This is a genomic window from Olleya sp. KJ81-1 (assembly GCF_055808135.1).
In genome coordinates, this window is sequence record NZ_CM147854.1 from 355,001 (window position 1) to 372,715 (window position 17,715).

11 protein-coding genes and 2 rRNA genes (1 of these 13 running past the window's edge) are annotated in these 17,715 nt (G+C 33.8%); 2 read left to right on the forward strand and 11 right to left on the reverse strand.

All coding sequences use genetic code 11. The features are described from left to right. Nucleotides 1-2,293: ribosomal RNA gene (locus tag AC0L3M_RS01705) — 23S ribosomal RNA — on the forward strand (it extends 525 nt beyond the left edge of the window). Between the two features lie 103 nt (nucleotides 2,294-2,396). Next, nucleotides 2,397-2,503, forward strand: a 5S ribosomal RNA gene (gene rrf, locus AC0L3M_RS01710). Between the two features lie 183 nt (nucleotides 2,504-2,686). Here rrf and AC0L3M_RS01715 read toward each other — a convergent pair. From AC0L3M_RS01715 to corA, 11 genes are all read right to left on the reverse strand, one after another. Next, nucleotides 2,687-2,935, reverse strand: coding sequence for a DUF6095 family protein (locus AC0L3M_RS01715; RefSeq protein WP_473431605.1), 249 nt, complete (start codon nucleotides 2,933-2,935; stop codon nucleotides 2,687-2,689). After that, a complete protein-coding gene (gene murQ, locus AC0L3M_RS01720; protein WP_473431606.1) occupies nucleotides 2,925-3,743 on the reverse strand; it encodes an N-acetylmuramic acid 6-phosphate etherase in 819 nt (272 codons plus the stop codon). The genes AC0L3M_RS01715 and murQ overlap by 11 nt, the downstream gene beginning before the upstream one ends. Nucleotides 3,744-3,848: 105 nt before the next feature. Further along, complete coding sequence (locus tag AC0L3M_RS01725; protein ID WP_473431607.1) at nucleotides 3,849-4,661, reverse strand: DUF4249 family protein; 813 nt, start codon at nucleotides 4,659-4,661, stop codon at nucleotides 3,849-3,851. 6 nt (nucleotides 4,662-4,667) lie between these two features. Continuing rightward, complete coding sequence (locus AC0L3M_RS01730) at nucleotides 4,668-7,043, reverse strand: TonB-dependent receptor (protein WP_473431608.1); 2,376 nt, start codon at nucleotides 7,041-7,043, stop codon at nucleotides 4,668-4,670. A 193-nt stretch (nucleotides 7,044-7,236) separates the two neighbouring features. After that, nucleotides 7,237-9,462 carry an NADP-dependent isocitrate dehydrogenase gene (locus AC0L3M_RS01735; protein WP_473431609.1) on the reverse strand — a complete coding sequence of 742 codons (2,226 nt, stop codon included), beginning with the start codon at nucleotides 9,460-9,462 and terminating at the stop codon, nucleotides 7,237-7,239. A gap of 154 nt (nucleotides 9,463-9,616) precedes the next feature. After that, on the reverse strand, nucleotides 9,617-10,189 hold the full coding sequence (locus tag AC0L3M_RS01740; protein ID WP_473431610.1) for a pentapeptide repeat-containing protein: 573 nt from the start codon (nucleotides 10,187-10,189) through the stop codon (nucleotides 9,617-9,619). Nucleotides 10,190-10,858: 669 nt separating this feature from the next. Further along, nucleotides 10,859-11,212, reverse strand: coding sequence for a 50S ribosomal protein L19 (rplS, locus tag AC0L3M_RS01745; protein WP_145001139.1), 354 nt, complete (start codon nucleotides 11,210-11,212; stop codon nucleotides 10,859-10,861). A gap of 157 nt (nucleotides 11,213-11,369) precedes the next feature. Beyond that, on the reverse strand, nucleotides 11,370-12,047 hold the full coding sequence (trmD, locus tag AC0L3M_RS01750) for a tRNA (guanosine(37)-N1)-methyltransferase TrmD (protein ID WP_473431611.1): 678 nt from the start codon (nucleotides 12,045-12,047) through the stop codon (nucleotides 11,370-11,372). Between the two features lie 143 nt (nucleotides 12,048-12,190). After that, nucleotides 12,191-13,894, reverse strand: a complete 1,704-nt coding sequence (locus AC0L3M_RS01755) for a sodium:solute symporter family protein (RefSeq protein WP_473431612.1) — start codon at nucleotides 13,892-13,894, stop codon at nucleotides 12,191-12,193. 111 nt (nucleotides 13,895-14,005) lie between these two features. Further along, nucleotides 14,006-16,534, reverse strand: a complete 2,529-nt coding sequence (locus tag AC0L3M_RS01760; protein WP_473431613.1) for a PIG-L family deacetylase — start codon at nucleotides 16,532-16,534, stop codon at nucleotides 14,006-14,008. Between the two features lie 98 nt (nucleotides 16,535-16,632). Beyond that, the gene (gene corA / locus AC0L3M_RS01765) at nucleotides 16,633-17,712 is read right to left on the reverse strand and encodes a magnesium/cobalt transporter CorA (RefSeq protein ID WP_473431614.1); all 1,080 of its coding nucleotides are present in this window, start codon (nucleotides 17,710-17,712) and stop codon (nucleotides 16,633-16,635) included. Between the last annotated feature and the right edge of the window lie 3 nt (nucleotides 17,713-17,715).

Genomic DNA, 17,715 nt, shown 5'->3' on the forward strand with positions numbered 1-17,715 from the left:
TAGATCCTGAAACCATACGCTTACAAGCGGTCGGAGCCCTTTGGGGTGACGGCGTGCCTTTTGCATAATGAGCCTACGAGTTACCGTTGCTAGCAAGGTTAAGTGATTAAGTCACGGATCCGTAGCGAAAGCGAGTCTGAATAGGGCGCTTTAGTTAGTAGTGGTAGACGCGAAACCGTGTGATCTACCCATGGGCAGGTTGAAGCTGTAGTAACATACAGTGGAGGACCGAACCGGTTGACGTTGAAAAGTCTTCGGATGACCTGTGGGTAGGGGTGAAAGGCCAATCAAACTCGGAAATAGCTCGTACTCCCCGAAATGCATTTAGGTGCAGCGTTGATTTATAGTTTTATAGAGGTAGAGCTACTGATTGGATGCGGGGGCTTCACCGCCTACCAATTCCTGACAAACTCCGAATGCTATAAAATGTTAATCAGCAGTGAGGGCATGGGTGCTAAGGTCCATGTCCGAAAGGGAAAGAACCCAGACCATCAGCTAAGGTCCCAAAATATATGTTAAGTTGAAAAAACGAGGTTGAACTGCTTTGACAGCTAGGATGTTGGCTTGGAAGCAGCCATTCATTTAAAGAGTGCGTAACAGCTCACTAGTCGAGCGGTTCGGCATGGATAATAATCGGGCATAAACATATTACCGAAGCTATGGACTTGTAAAAGTGGTAGGGGAGCATTGTAGTGGCGTTGAAGGTGTGCTGTGAGGCATGCTGGAGTAACTACAAAAGAAAATGTAGGCATAAGTAACGATAATGCGGGCGAGAAACCCGCACTCCGAAAGACTAAGGTTTCCTCAGCTATGCTAATCAGCTGAGGGTTAGTCGGGACCTAACGCGAACCCGAAAGGGGTAGTGGATGGACAACAGGTTAATATTCCTGTACCTGCTCTCATTAAAAGTGACGGAGGCGAAAAGTTAGTGCGCACAGACGGAATTGTGCGTTGAAGAGAGTGGTAACACCTCGATAGTACACTAAGACTACGGTCGCGGTGATAATCTAGCGAATCGACTTCCAAGAAAAGCAAGAGAAGCAGCCCGTACCCTAAACCGACACAGGTAGTTGGGATGAGAATTCTAAGGAGCTCGAGAGATTCATGGCTAAGGAACTAGGCAAAATAGACCTGTAACTTCGGGAGAAAGGTCGCCACCCTTCGGGGTGGCCGCAGTGAAAAGGTCCAGGCGACTGTTTATCAAAAACACAGGGCTATGCTAAATTGAAAGATGACGTATATGGCCTGACACCTGCCCGGTGCTGGAAGGTTAAGTGGAGGGTTTAGCTTCGGCGAAGATCTAAAATGAAGCCCCAGTAAACGGCGGCCGTAACTATAACGGTCCTAAGGTAGCGAAATTCCTTGTCGGGTAAGTTCCGACCTGCACGAATGGTGCAACGATCTGGACACTGTCTCAGCCATGAGCTCGGTGAAATTGTAGTATCGGTGAAGATGCCGATTACCCGCTGTGGGACGAAAAGACCCCGTGCACCTTTACTATAGCTTAGTATTGGTTTTGGATAAGTAATGTGTAGGATAGGTGGGAGACTTTGAAGCGGCGTCGCTAGGCGTTGTGGAGTCATTGTTGAAATACCACCCTTTGCTTGTCTAGAGTCTAACCTTCAATGAAGGGACAGTGCTTGGTGGGTAGTTTGACTGGGGTGGTCGCCTCCAAAAGAGTAACGGAGGCTTCTAAAGGTTCCCTCAGCACGCTTGGTAACCGTGCGTAGAGTGCAATGGCATAAGGGAGCTTGACTGAGAGACCTACAAGTCGATCAGGTACGAAAGTAGAGCATAGTGATCCGGTGGTTCCGTATGGAAGGGCCATCGCTCAAAGGATAAAAGGTACGCCGGGGATAACAGGCTGATCTCCCCCAAGAGCTCATATCGACGGGGGGTTTGGCACCTCGATGTCGGCTCGTCACATCCTGGGGCTGGAGAAGGTCCCAAGGGTTGGGCTGTTCGCCCATTAAAGTGGCACGCGAGCTGGGTTCAGAACGTCGTGAGACAGTTCGGTCTCTATCTACAGTGGGCGTTAGAAATTTGAGTGGATCTGACTCTAGTACGAGAGGACCGAGTTGGACTAACCTCTGGTGTATCTGTTGTTCCGCCAGGAGCATTGCAGAGTAGCTACGTTGGGAAGGGATAAGCGCTGAAAGCATATAAGCGCGAAACCCACCACAAGATGAGATTTCTTTAAAGGGTCGTAGGAGATGACTACGTTGATAGGTCATAGGTGTAAAGGCAGTAATGTCATAGCCGAGTGATACTAATAACCCATAGGCTTATTGTACGCCTGTTTTTTATAAAGTTCAATACAAAAATTTTCATGAATCATTTTTTCAATATGTTATTATATACGGTTAAGTAGTTAATACTACATACACCGAAAGATTTAAGGTGATTATAGCGATGGGGCTCACCTCTTACCATTCCGAACAGAGAAGTTAAGCCCATTTGCGCCGATGGTACTGCATTGTGGGAGAGTAGGTCGTCGCCTTTTTAGAGAACCCTTCATATTTATTTATGAAGGGTTTTTTTGTGCTTAAAAATTATACTAAACAGGTTTAAGAGAAAAGGTAAAAGCAAAAAGATATATAGGAAAATTAAATTTATGAATATCGCTTAACTTTACTTTTGTAAATTATACTTTCTGTTTATTGGAGTTTTTCTATATGATTTAATTTTAATATTTTTTAGTTTTATTGCTCTTGAAAATACTATCTAGGATTGTATTTAGTCCTTTAAATGCTATAAATACAGCTAATGCACATATTGATATAGCTATTATTAATAATGGAATATAGAAGTCTTTATCCTTATTACTTAATACTAGATATAGTAAGGTTGGACCAATAAACATTAATAACATTGCAATAGCCATTTGTTTTACTCCTTTTACAAGTACATCTTTGTCTGTTGATTTAGTTGCCATTGTTATACTTATTTATTGCGTTTCTAACACTTTTATATTTTTGTAATAAACTTTCAGCTTCAGGATAGGTTATGTTTAATTCTGACATTATCATTTTTGTACCTCTATCCACTAATTTGTCATTACTAAGTTGCATGTCTACCATTTTGTTTCCTTTTATCTTACCAAGTTTTATCATAGTAGTTGTGGATATCATGTTGAGTACTAGTTTTTGTGCTGTACCTGCTTTCATGCGTGAACTACCCGTTACAAATTCTGGTCCTACGACTACTTCAATTGGAAATTGTGATGCTAAGCTTAAAGGACTTTGCTTATTTGATGTTATACATCCAGTTGTAATACCTTCTAAATTACATTTATTAAGTGCTGATATTACATAGGGAGTTGTACCTGATGCTGCAATACCAATTACGACATCTTTATCTGTTACATTGTTTTTTGTTAGGTCTTTCCATCCTTGGGTTGTTGAGTCCTCTGCAAACTCAACTGCTTCTCTTATTGCTTTATCTCCACCAGCTATAAGACCTATTACTACGTCATATGATACTCCAAAGGTTGGAGGACATTCTGATGCATCTACAACTCCTAGGCGTCCACTTGTTCCTGCTCCAATATAAAATAGTCTGCCACCTTTTTCCATTTTTATTACGATTTGTTCTACTAATGCTTGAATTTGAGGAATCGCTTTTTTGACTGCTGTTGGTACAGTTTGATCTTCTATATTTATGTTTGTTAATAGGTCGTTTATAGACATTTTGTCTAAATTATTGTAATTGGAATCTTGTTCTGTTGTTTTTGTAAATTGCATAGTTTAAATGGTACTACTGGTTTGCGTTAGGGATTGAGGCATTTGTTGGAGCTCCTCGCAGAGAGCGACTGCCGAAAGCGCGACCCTTGTGGTAACGCCAAAAAATTATTGTACAATATAAGTAAATTGATACGCTTGCGAAACTCTGAAATAGCCTAAAGGAAAATTATCTGGATTTGTCATGTTTATACAGTTTCCTCTAACGGTTGCTGGTTGTGCTTGAAATGGTCCGCCACCATTATCAGAAGTTTGTTGAAGTAATAGATCCATAAATTGATAAAATTGTTGGGATACTCCATAATTATTTATGGTAACTATGTCTGTTGGTTCTAAATCTTCTTCGGAATAGAATGCGAAAATTTGATTACCATCAGTAAATTGATCGTCATATACTTCTAGCACTGGAATTTGAGGAATGTCTGAGATGAATTCGAAAAAATAGTAGTTATCTATATTTGCAGGATCTGTATAAAAGGCTTTAAGCTCTATATCTTCGCCAGAAAAACCACCTTCGTTATTTTGTTCTATATATTCTATTGGAGTTACGCTTGTCAATACTTCTGTACCTATGTATGTTTGATCGTCATATATAATTGTTAGGGTATATTCTTGGTTTAGTTCAGGAATGAATGAATTGGTTTTGTATATTCCTGTATTTTCTTGTTCCAAGAATGTAAAAATATTACTATTGCTGTCTTCAACAAATACGGTTGCGTTATTAGCTGGAGGAACTTGATTATCGAAAAAAGGAGCTGTTAATGTCAATTTTATCTGCTGTTCTGAGCCATCTGAATCTTCAAACCAATTTAACGATGCCTCGATTACTAATTTAGGGTCTGATGTAGGTACTTTTAAATCTATTACATCTTCACAACTAAAGAATAGTGATACAATTAATATATATAATGCGTTTTTCATTTTTTATTAAAATTTAAAATTGTAGGATATAGAAGGTATTAGTCCAAATATTGATAATCTGGTTGCTTCATTGGTACCTGTCATTCTGTTTTCTCCAAATGTTATTGATGCTGCATTACGACGATTATATACATTGTAAAGTCCAAAGACCCAATAGCTTTGCCATCCTGATGTCTTATCTGGTTTTGGTGTGTAATTTGCTGATAAATCTAAACGATGGTATGCTGGCAATCTGTCTGAATTACGACTGCTATAGCTTGGTATATTTATACCGTTATAGGAATATTGACCATTTGGATATGTTGTAGGTTGTCCTGTTTGAAATAGAAAATTAGCATTTAATTTCCATTTTTTATTCCAGTCATAGCTAATTGTTAGAGATATATCATGTGTTTTGTCATAAGCTGTACTATACCAATTACCATTGTTTATTCCTGTTTCGGTTGGTGTGCGACCTGGTGTTTTTTGCTCTGATTTTGATAATGTATAAGCTAACCAACCTTTAAAACGTCCTTCATTTTTTCTTAAAAGCACCTCTAGTCCATAAGCTCTGGCTTCTCCATTTAATATAATTTGTTCTATAGCATCGTTTGCAATTAAATCTGCACCATCTATATAGTCAATTCGGTTTTTAATTTTTTTATAATATGTTTCTACTTCTAAACTATAATTATCGTCATTAAAGCTTCTAAAATATCCTACAGCGACTTGATCTAATAATTGTGGTTTTACATACTTACCACTGGGTGTCCAAATATCTAACGGTGTTGGTGAGGATGTATTAGATAATAAATGTAGATATTGTGACATACGATTATAGCTTGCTTTTACAGAAGAATTTTTGTTTAGTTGGTAAGCCAATGATGCTCTAGGCTCTAGGTTTGCAAAACTTTTTATAACGTCACTTTTACTAAAACTTTCTGATCCTGTAGGAGTTGCTTTTTGATAGATTTGAAAATCATTATTAAATACTACTGCTTGATCATTTTGGTACCTATTTAACTGATTTTGGCCTAATCGTAAAAATGAGCTTAAACGTAAACCATAGCTTAAGTTTAACTTATCTGATAGTTTATGTTCGGCATCAACATAAACTGCATTTTCAAAAGCATATTTATCTGTTAATTTAAATGGATTTATTCCAGAAGTTGGTGTAGATGGTTTTATATCTCCTGGATTAAATTTATAGTAGATACTATTTAAACCATATTGAAGTTTAAAGCCATCAGTAACGTAATGTTTAAAATCGTATTTAAAATTGAAGTTTTGAATACCTGAATTCCAATCAAACTCGACAAAATTTAGTTTTAAACCATAGTAGTAATCGGAATATATTACAGACATGTTTGAGAATAATTTGTCCGAGAATAAATGATTCCATCTAAAATTTACTACTGTATTACCATAAATGTTTTCAAAACTATCTGTAATACTAAAGACATCTCGTCCAAAATAACCAGAAAGGTAAATACTGTTATTGTCATTTAAATCGTAACTTAATTTTGTGTTTAAATCGTAAAAATAGGCTTTGTTATCTATATCAAACAGTGGTAAAAATAAATGCGCATAACTACTACGACCACCAAATAGAAAGGAACCTTTGTCTTTTTTTATAGGGCCTTCTGCAAGTATTCTGCTTGATACAATTCCTATTCCTCCATTCATTTTAAACGTTTTACTGTTTCCTTCTTTTTGATAAATATCTAACACTGAAGATACGCGTCCTCCATAACGTGCAGGAATTCCTCCTTTATATAATTTTATATCTTTAATGGCATCCGGATTAAAAACAGAAAAGAAGCCAAATAAGTGCGATGAGTTAAATACTGTAGCCTCGTCCAATAAAATAAGATTTTGATCTGCTGCTCCACCACGTACATTAAAACCAGAAGATCCTTCTCCTGCATTAGTAACGCCTGGTAGAAGTGTTATTGCTTTAATTACGTCTGCTTCTCCAAAAACAACCGGAATGTCTTTAATGGTAGCAGAACTAAGTGCGTTAACACTCATTTGAGGTTTTTTAATATTAAGCTTTTCTATGTTTTCAGTAATTATTACTTCGTCTAAGTTTTCAAAAGACTCTTCTAAGCTAAAATTTTTGGTAATATTTTTATCTAATATTATCGTTTCTGATATATCAGAAAAACCTAAATAGGATACAACAACTTTGTATGTGCCTTTTGGGAGTGTGATGGAGTAGAAGCCATATTCATTTGTGACTACTCCAGTATTTAATTCAGGTACTATCACATTAACACTTATTAATGTTTCGTTACTGGCACTTTCTATAATTTTACCACTTAGCGTAAATTTTTCTTGAGCAAAAATTAGTGTACTACTAATTAAAAGTAAGAATAATATACTATTTTTTATATAATTCATTGGTTGATTTTGATTAGTAAAAATAACTAAAAGCAACTTTACATATTCTGTTTTAAGGTGTTAAACTTTATTTAAATATAGTTTGTAATATTTTAAAGTATGATAGCTAGATAGGTAACATTTTGAATGTGAATTTTAGTTAAAATAAAAAAAGCTTCCATTTGGAAGCTTTTTTTATAATTAAAGTTATTATTTAGATGCTTTTAAGCAAGTCATTAAATAATTGAATTGGTCGCATTGCTTTAGCTGTTAATTCTTCGTTTGGCGAATAGTAACCTTCAATATCTACAGCAACACCTTGAATATCGCTTAATGCTGATACTATTACTTTTTCTTCTGCCTTAAAGGCTAAAGATACTGGAGCAAATTGTGCTTTTAATGCTGCATCCTTATCTTGGTTTGCTAGTGCTTCTGCCCAATACATTGCTAAGTAAAAGTGGCTTCCTCTGTTATCAATCTCTCCAGATTTTCTAGAAGGCCCTTTTTTGTTTTCTAATAATTTCTCGGTCGCATCATCTAGTGCATCACCTAAAACTTTAGCTTTTGGATTATTATTAACTTGGCTAAAATGCTCTAAAGAGACTGCAAGAGCTAAAAATTCTCCTAAACTATCCCAACGTAAGTGATTTTCTTCAATAAATTGTTGTACGTGTTTTGGAGCAGATCCTCCAGCACCAGTTTCAAATAAACCTCCACCATTCATTAATGGTACGATAGACAACATTTTTGCAGATGTACCCAATTCTAAAATAGGAAATAAATCTGTTAAGTAATCACGTAATACATTTCCTGAAACAGAGATTGTATCTTCTCCAGCTTTTACGCGTTTTAAAGTAAACTGTGTTGCTTTAATTGGAGATAAAATATGAAGTTCTAAACCTTCTGTATCGTGATCTTTTAAATAAGTATTTACTTTTTTGATTAATTCTGCATCGTGTGCTCTATTTTCGTCTAACCAGAAAACAGCAGGAGTTTGTGATGCTCTAGCACGAGTTACCGCTAATTTAACCCAGTCTTGGATTGGTGCATCTTTAACTTGACACATTCTCCAAATGTCTCCAGCTTCCACGTTGTGAGAAATCAATACATTTCCGTCAGTATCAATAACCTCTACTTTACCATCTGCATCAATTTCAAAAGTTTTGTCATGTGATCCGTATTCTTCAGCTTTTTGAGCCATTAATCCAACGTTTGGTACTGTTCCCATTGTTGTTGGGTCAAATGCTCCGTTTTCTCTACAAAAGTCAATAGTTGCTGTGTAAATTCCAGCATAACTACTATCAGGAATTACTGCTTTAGTGTCTTGAGATTTACCATCTGCATTCCACATTTGACCAGAATTTCTAATCATTGCTGGCATTGATGCGTCTATAATAACATCACTTGGTACATGTAAGTTTGTAATGCCTTTATCACTATCTACCATAGCTAAAGCAGGATTTGCTTTATAGGCAGCATCAATATCTGCTAATATAGCATTGCGTTCTGACTCTGGTAATTCGTTTAGGTTACTTAATAAGTTTCCAAATCCATTATTAACATCTACACCAATTTTTTCAAAAGTAGCACTGTGTTTAGCAAATACGTCTTTAAAAAATACACGAACAGCATGACCAAAAATAATTGGGTCAGAGACCTTCATCATTGTTGCTTTCATGTGTAAAGAAAACAATACACCTTTATCTTTAGCATCTTTAATTTGTGCTTCTAAAAATGTAAGTAGTGCTTTTTTACTTAATACAGTTCCATCAATAATTTCTCCTTTTAATAATCCTAAATTATCTTTTAAAATGGTTTCATTTCCAGATGAATCTGTGTGTACAATTTTGATAGTTGTAGCATTATCTAATGTTACAGATTTTTCGTTATGTGCAAAATCACCTTCAGTCATAGTTGCGACATGTGATTTTGAATCTTTTGACCAAGCTCCCATTGAGTGTGGGTTTTTCTTAGCGTAATTTTTTACAGCTTTTGGTGCACGTCTATCAGAGTTACCTTCACGTAATACTGGATTTACAGCACTACCTTTAATTTTATCGTAACGTGATTTAGCATCTTTTTCTTTATCATTAGTTACTTCTTCTGGGTAATTAGGTATAGCAAAACCTTTAGCTTGCAGCTCTTTAATTGCAGCCTTAAGTTGTGGTACAGAAGCACTAATGTTTGGTAATTTAATAATATTAGCTTCTGGAGTTTTAGCTAATTCTCCTAAGTAGGCTAAATCATCAGATACACGTTGATCTTCCGTTAAAAAATCAGGAAAAACTGCTAAAATACGTGCTGCTAATGATATGTCTTTAGTTTCTAATCCAATTCCAGAAGAGGCTGTAAATGCTTTAACGATTGGTAAAAATGAACGCGTTGCTAAAGCTGGTGCTTCATCTGTAATGGTATATATAATTTTTGGTGAATTTGACATAAATGTAAATGTGTATTAGTTTAATTTTAAGCTTCACGAAGATACAAAAAATAGGAGGTTTTTTAAAACGAAAACGTTTACTTAACAACCCATTTAGTTGGAAAGTAAATTGAGAGTGAGTTTATTGCGGATTTAATAAAATATAGATAAAATTTTAAGAAATCTGAATTTTATAGTGATCTAATAACCCCTGAATTTGGTCTTTCGAAAATTTTGCACCTTTAATTTTATTTTTTTCAGGATGAATAGAGTAGTTGTAAGAGGTTAAAAAGTTAGCTTGCTCTATGTTAGTATTAAAAAAGATAGCGTATTTAAAGTTACAATTGTCAAAAACAGATTTTGAGAGATTAGCTTCTGTGAATTCTGTTTTTTCAAATTGACAATTAGTAAATTTTGTATTAATTAATTTAACCTTATAAAATGATGCAAAATTAAGTTGACAATTATTAAAAGTTATAGACATTAATAATTGGTTACAGTCATTAAACAAGACGCCTAAAAGCTTACAGTTTTTAAATGCTACATCTTTAAAGGTTGTGTCTGATGTTTTGCTATTACTTAGGTCACAATCTATAAATTGACATTCCAAAAATGTAATAGAGGATAAGTAGCAAGCATTAAAATTACAGTTTATAAACGTGCAATTATCATATTCTGCTTTTGGTAATTCTGTTAAAGTGAAGTCTTTATTTTTATAAGTTTTATCTGCTATAAAGGGTCTATTCATTTTTACTATTTACAGTAAATATAGTTTAAATCATTAAAAAACAAAAGCCATAACATAATAGACTAAACTATTGTTGTTATGGCTTTTTTGAGATAATATTTTGCTGACTTATCTAATTTTCATTACATCAATCCAAAACTTTCGTTTTACATTTTTTCAGTTCAAGCTAATATTAAATCAATAGTACATTAAATTGTAACTTTCAAAATGTATTGACCTGTTACTTAATGCACATAGAAATTGTTTTTCTTGATGTTTACCTTTTAATTAATAATTTAATATCAATCAGATATAATAAACATTGTTTTGTTCAAGTAATTTTACTTTCACTAGGTTACTTTACTTAAAACTTTCAACTTTACTTTTTAAATTCTGATAAACATAACTTAAATTATAAAGTATCATGGTTTTTTAATTACACGACTACACCTGCAATTTTCAATACCTCAAAAAACAAATAAAACTAAATCAAATTCAACATTTAATTGAAACCAATATTGCTATTGTTATTAATTGTTTTACTAAATTAAAAAATATCTATTAGATTTTAAATAAAATAAGGCTTTAGATATCAACTAGTTATGAACCGTACTTATTAACAAAAGTTAATAACAACAAAAGCCTAACTTAAATAAGTTAGGCTTTTTAATATAACTAAGGTTGAAGAAATTATTTTCTTCTTGCTTCTTTAATTCTAGCTTTCTTACCAGTAAGACCTCTAAAGTAAAAGATTCTAGCACGACGTACTTTACCTTTTTTGTTGATTTCAACTTTTTGTAATGCAGGTAAGTTAATTGGAAAGATACGCTCTACACCAATAGTTCCTGACATTTTTCTAATTGTAAACGTTTCAGAAGATCCGCTACCTCTTTTTTGAATTACTACTCCTCTAAAAAACTGAGTACGTACTTTTTCTCCTTCTCTAATTTCATAGTACACAGTAATTGTGTCTCCAGCTGAAAATTCAGGAAAGTCCTTTGTTGTTACAAACTCGTCTTGAACAAATTTTATTAAAGATTCCATCTTTATTTAATTTTAAATGATTGATTCAGAGTAACATTCACGTATCTCGCCAGAGGTTAATCCGAAATTGGGTGCAAATATAGTTAAAAAGTAAAAAACAGAAAGTAAAAATGTAAAAAGTTTGTCTGTTTTTTTAGATATAAATAAAATATGTTGTCTATTTGTCTAATAAATCTGGTCGTCTGTCTTTAGTACGTTGGTAGGCTTGTTCTTCTCTCCATCTTTCTATATTAGCTGCATGACCACTTAATAATACCTCAGGGACTTCAAGACCTTTGTAATTACGAGGTTTAGTATATATTGGAGGAGCCAATAAATTATCCTGAAAACTGTCTGTTAATGCAGAGGTTTCATTACCTAAAACACCAGGAATTAATCTAATTACTGCGTCACATAATACTGCTGCACCTAATTCTCCTCCAGATAGCACATAGTCTCCTATAGATATTTCTTTGGTGATAAATAAATCTCTTACGCGTTGGTCTACGCCTTTATAATGTCCACAAAGTATGATAATGTTTTCTTTTAAAGAGATTTGGTTAGCTATGCTTTGGTTTAAGGTTTCGCCATCAGGCGTCATGTATATAACCTCGTCATAATTACGCGCTTCTTTTAATTTAGAAATGCATTTGTCTATAGGTTCAACCATCATGACCATACCAGCTCCTCCACCAAATTGGGTGTCATCAATGGACTTGTAATTATCTGTGGTGTAGTCTCTTAAATTATGAAAATGTACTTCAACCAAATTAGCCTCAATTGCACGCTTTAAAATAGAAGCTTCAAATGGACTTTTAAGTAATTCTGGTAGGACAGTTATAATATCAATTCTCATGGTTTTGCTTTATTGAATGCAAAGATAGATGAAATTCTTTAACTTAAATCTTGCTTGAATAACATGATTAAGCTGTTTTGTTATGGTTGTAGTTTTAGTAATTAAACAATTCCAAACAAAAAACTATGATTATTAATTACAGACTAAGTCCTTTTTATATCAGGCGTTTTAAATAAAGATTGAATAATAAAGGCAATGACCATAACTATTGCACATCCTACAAAGTTTAACCACAAAAAAGGTAGATTAATTATTTCATATTCATTTAAAAAGAATAAACCAATAACTAAAACTTGTGTAATTAAAGCAGCTACAAAAACAGCATTAGCTTTAATTTGCTTAAAGAAAAACGCTAATAAAAATATACCAAGGACGTTACCATAAAATATTGATCCTATAATATTTACTAATTGTATTAGGTTTTCTGCTAGATTGGCGACGCATGCGACACCAATTGCCATGATTCCCCAAAGTAATGTAAAACCTCTTGATGCCTTAACCATTTCTTGGTCAGTTTTTGGACCAACTCTATGTTTATACAAATCGATTGTAGTTGTACTAGCTAAAGCGTTAAGCTCTGATGCTGTACTAGACATGGCTGCACTTAAAATAACAGCTAATAATAAACCAATTAATCCTTTAGGTAAATTATTAAGTATAAAGTGTATAAAGACATAATCCTTGTCATTACTTTCAACTTTTAAACCTTCGGCTTCTCCAGCTTTTTTAATTAAATCTCGAGCATGCGCTCTTATTGTGTCGCTTTTTGCATTATAGCTAGCTATAAGGTCTTGATTAACTTTTCCATCAGCGTTTGCAAACTCAGTAATGGTTGCTTTTTTTAAATCAAAAATTTCTTTCTGCTCTAATTGCAACGCAGCATACTCATTTGCATATTTTGAATTTAAAACAACTTCTGTTGCAGTGGGATTAAAATTTATAGGAGCATCGTTAAATTGGTAAAATACAAATACCATTACACCTACTAACAGAATAAAAAACTGCATTGGTACTTTTAGTAATCCGTTAAAAATTAATCCTAAACGCATTTCTTTTACAGATTTACCAGACAAATAACGTTGCACTTGACTTTGGTCAGTACCAAAATACGATAGCATTAAAAACGTACCACCAATTAATCCACTCCAAACTGTATATCTATTATTTAAATCGAAAGAAAAATCTAACACCTCCATTTTACCGCTTGCTCCAGCAATATCTAGTGCTTTTTTAAAAGTAATATCATCAGGTAATTGGTTTAATATTAAAATGAAAGCAATGACCATTCCTGTAAAAATGACCACCATTTGATGTTTTTGAGTCACATTAACTGCTTTTGTACCTCCCGAAACCGTGTAGATTATAACTAATACACCTATAATAATATTTAGTAAAAGAAGGTTCCATCCTAAAACTGCAGAGAGTATAATTGCAGGAGCAAAAATGGTTATTCCTGCAGCTAGACCACGTTGGATTAAAAATAGTACTGCTGTTAGCGTACGTGTTTTACGGTCAAATCGGTTTTCTAAAAACTCGTATGCTGTATATACTTTAAGTCTGTGATATAATGGTATAAAAACCATGCAGATTACAATCATGGCTATTGGTAATCCAAAATAAAACTGCACAAAACCCATTCCGGAATGAAATGCTTGTCCAGGCGTACTTAAAAAGGTTATAGCACTAGCTTGAGTAGCCATTACAGATAATCCTATGGTCCACCATTTGCTGGTACTTCCACCTTTTAAAAAATCTTGTACGTTTTTACTACCTCTGGTTTGATACGTTCCGTAAATAACAATGGTTAACAATGTTCCAATTAAGACAATCCAATCTAAACTTTGCATAATTTAAAACAGTTTAGTTATTAAGTAAAATGCAATAATATATAGCGCATTTGCAACTAAAAGAATTGTATATAACGGTTTCCATTGGTACTTAGGTTGGTCTTGCATGATTTAGTTTTTTAATCCGTTATCATTAGTAATATCTTGTTTTCCTATACTTAGCATATTGGCAAATAATCTGTAAGCACCAGATACACCAACAGGGAATTCTCTAAAAAAGCTTAATCCAGTGTATATATAGTGTCCTTTACCATGTTTGGCAACTAAAAGACTTCCTGTTTTAGCAGTTTCGTCTTTATCGTGCATGGATAGGATAGGAGTGAAGTCTGATGACCATTGGTCAGGAAAATACAATCCACGTTCTTGCGTCCAACCTTTAAAATCTTTAGTGGTTATCTTGTTAGGAAAATTAAGTAACTCGTGGTTTGGAGCTAATAAGGTTACTTCTGCATTTTCATCTGTAACTCTATCTCGTGATAATTGTAAATTAAAAGGTGCAATATTATCTACTTTAATACCACGATTGGTATTGTATTGGACAATCATGTTTCCTCCTTTTTCAACAAAATCAAATAAAATATCTTGTTTAAATTTTAGGGATTCGACAATGTTATACGCTCTAATACCAACCACGACTGCATCAAAAGCACTAAGTCGTTCTGGAGTAATTTCTTCTGGTTGCAAAATCATAACGTTGTAGCCAATTTGTTTTAAACTTTCTGGTACTACGTCTCCTGCACCTTCAATATAGGCTATGTTTTCGCCACGTTTTTTAATATCTAATCGCACTATTTTGCTTTCGCTAGGAAGTAATACCGTTTGAAACGGAATATGCTCGTAGTTAATTTCTACTAATTCCTTGGTGTAAGTCTTGTCACCAATGGTAACTATTGGACTAATTAAACCTTCGCTTTGGTTTTTAGGCGGAATGATAGTAAATATAAAAGTTTGTTCTTGTCCTTTATTAGCTATAGTTATTTTTTGCTTTTCTGGAAATACAGACCAACCATTAGGATGCGCAATGGTAATGTAACCTTCTAAATTATCTTTTCCAGCTTTAACGGTTACAGGGATTTCTTTTTGTTGGTCGTTTTCAAAAATAATAACCTTTTGATTGATTTTAGCCGAAGCTTCAGGAATAATTTCAAATGGTCTATACAATTCACCTTTATCAGGTTTTGAGTAACGATACACTAAATCTTTAGTAACCGTAAACGGAAATCCATTGATGTTTAGATTAAAATCTATGGTAATAGCACGTGGTGTTTCCGGTTTACCAATTAGATTTTTGTCTTCAACTTTATACATTCCTAAACTCCCTTTTTGATTTAACCAATATGGTCCTGTAGGTTGTAATGTATTAGCAATTGTTATTTTTTCTTTTAGTTCTTGTTTATCGTTTGCTTTTAATAATTTTCCGTAAAAGCTATTAGTATTATTGTTTGAAATAGTATAACTATCTAATTTAATAGTGGCATTGCTTCGGTTTAAAGCTTCAATATCTATATCAATAATTTGACCTGTTGACGCTGTTGGTGTGTTGGCTGAAGCTTCTAAATATAAACCAGCACAAGCTTCTATAATTTTATTAATTTCTTTAATTTTTTGATCTTTCCATTGTGGACTATCAATCGCTAAAATTAATTGTCTAGCTTGTAATAATTGATCTAAATGTGCTGCAGGATTTTCAAAATTAAAATTAGATTCTACATTTTTTAAAATAGTTTCAATTTTTTCTCCACCTTTTACTCTTGTCCAAGTCGTATTAATACCATCAAAAATATTGGATTTGTCTTTAGGTAAATCGCCTTTTATTAATTCGATATATTCCGTTTGACTACCTCTTTGGGATAAACGACCAAAACCTTGACATAAATGTTGGCTACTAGCAAGTGCAGCAATTTCGTTGTTAGATACACCTAAAGCAGGATAATAAACACCAATATCAAAGTTTAATAGATTGGTTTTGTCTGCTTCATCAAATTTTTCTTCGCTACCATAAAACCACCAAGAGGTATTAAAAAACTCACGTTTTGGTTGCCATGTTCCGTATTTTTTAACTTGATCAGGATATGCATTTTTATCGTTAGCCAGATCAAAAGCTTCTACGCTTAACATAGCAGAACTTGTGTGATGACCATGAGTTGTACCTGGACTTCTGTGGTCAAAACGGTTAATTATAATATCTGGTTTAAATTGTCTGATAGCTAAAACAACATCACTTAGGACTTCGTTTTTGTTCCAAATAGCTAATGTTTCGTCTGGATGTTTAGAGTATCCAAAGTCATTAGCTCTTGTAAAACGTTGCTCGCCACCATCAGTGCGTCTAGCAGCAAGTAACTCTTGCGTACGGATAACACCTAAAAGTTCTCTAAGTTCTGGTCCAATTAAATTTTGTCCACCATCACCTCTAGTTAGCGATAGGTAGGCTGTACGTGCTTTTACATGGTTAGACATGTAAGATATTAATCGTGTGTTCTCGTCATCTGGATGTGCAGCTAGATATAAAACTGAACCTAAAAAGTTAAGCTTTTTGACTGCTTGATGAATTTCTGAAGCGTTTAATTTTTCTGGTTGTTGAGCCTGTGTAGAAAAGGAAAAGCACAGTAAAAATAGGACCGAAGCCAATAATTTTTGCATGATTGTTTTTTCAAATTTGAAACTGTTTCAAATATAAACAAGTCATTAAGGGAATGCAGTATTTTTAGATTTCTTTAACTTTAATTAACAGTTACCAATTACAGCCATTTTTTACGTTTAAAATAAACAAGCATCCCTATTAAAACAACAAGCATGACTATCCAAACAATGTAATATCCATATTTATACTGTAGTTCTGGCATGTTAGTAAAATTCATCCCATAGATTCCAGCAATAAAGGTTAACGGAATAAAAATGGTTGCAATAATGGTTAGTACTTTCATGACCTCATTCATTTTATTACTAATGGTTGTCATGTACATGTCCATTAAACTCCAAATCATTTCTCGGTAAATGTCTATATTTTCTGTTACTTGAATAATATGGTCGTAAACATCCCTAAAGTAATGGGTAGTTTTTTCTTCAATTAAAGGGTTGTCACTTTTTTCTATTCGATTTATTATTTCGCGAAGCGGAAAAATAGCACGTCGTAGTTTTAAAATTTCACGCTTAAGATTTTGTATTTGTTGCGAAATTTGCTCTTGCGTCAAACCAGTAAAAAGGTCGTCCTCAAGGTCTTCAATCTTGTTACCCATAATCTCTATAATAGCATAGTAATGGTCAACAATTGCATCCATTAAGGCATACATTAAATAGTCTGAACCTTCTTCGCGTACACGTCCTTTTTTATGTCTAATTCGATCTCTAAGACTATCAAATACATCGCCTTCTGCTTCTTGAAAAGTCAATACATAATTTTTACCCATGACAATACTGACTTGTTCAGAGACAAGTTTCTCGTCTGCATCGTAATACATCATTTTTAAGACTATAAAAAAGTAATCTTTATACTCGTCAATTTTAGGACGTTGTGAGGTGTTAACAATGTCTTCTAAAATTAAAGGGTGAAGCTTGTAATGTTGTCCGATTTTTTCAATTTGATCAGTAAAATTAAGACCATTAAGATTAAACCATGTAACGGTTTCAGAATCTTTAAAATTAAAGGCTTCCTCGACGGTATTTAAATCCGCCTCTTTATAACTGTCTTCGCTATAATCAAAAGCATTTAAATGTAATACTTTGTCTTCTTTATTTCCAGTATAAACTAAAGCTCCAGGAACTTGTCCTAAGTGCTTTTTGTAGTTTTGAGTGCGTTTTTTTTGTCTTTTTTTAGCCATAAG

Excerpts from the sequence above, each read along its gene's own strand:
- AC0L3M_RS01715 (WP_473431605.1), bottom strand. The coding sequence starts at position 2,935 with ATGGCAACTAAATCAACAGACAAAGATGTACTTGTAAAAGGAGTAAAA.
- murQ (WP_473431606.1), bottom strand. The coding sequence starts at position 3,743 with ATGCAATTTACAAAAACAACAGAACAAGATTCCAATTACAATAATTTA.
- AC0L3M_RS01725 (WP_473431607.1), bottom strand. The coding sequence starts at position 4,661 with ATGAAAAACGCATTATATATATTAATTGTATCACTATTCTTTAGTTGT.
- AC0L3M_RS01730 (WP_473431608.1), bottom strand. The coding sequence starts at position 7,043 with ATGAATTATATAAAAAATAGTATATTATTCTTACTTTTAATTAGTAGT.
- AC0L3M_RS01735 (WP_473431609.1), bottom strand. The coding sequence starts at position 9,462 with ATGTCAAATTCACCAAAAATTATATATACCATTACAGATGAAGCACCA.
- AC0L3M_RS01740 (WP_473431610.1), bottom strand. The coding sequence starts at position 10,189 with ATGAATAGACCCTTTATAGCAGATAAAACTTATAAAAATAAAGACTTC.
- rplS (WP_145001139.1), bottom strand. The coding sequence starts at position 11,212 with ATGGAATCTTTAATAAAATTTGTTCAAGACGAGTTTGTAACAACAAAG.
- trmD (WP_473431611.1), bottom strand. The coding sequence starts at position 12,047 with ATGAGAATTGATATTATAACTGTCCTACCAGAATTACTTAAAAGTCCA.
- AC0L3M_RS01755 (WP_473431612.1), bottom strand. The coding sequence starts at position 13,894 with ATGCAAAGTTTAGATTGGATTGTCTTAATTGGAACATTGTTAACCATT.
- AC0L3M_RS01760 (WP_473431613.1), bottom strand. The coding sequence starts at position 16,534 with ATGCAAAAATTATTGGCTTCGGTCCTATTTTTACTGTGCTTTTCCTTT.
- corA (WP_473431614.1), bottom strand. The coding sequence starts at position 17,712 with ATGGCTAAAAAAAGACAAAAAAAACGCACTCAAAACTACAAAAAGCAC.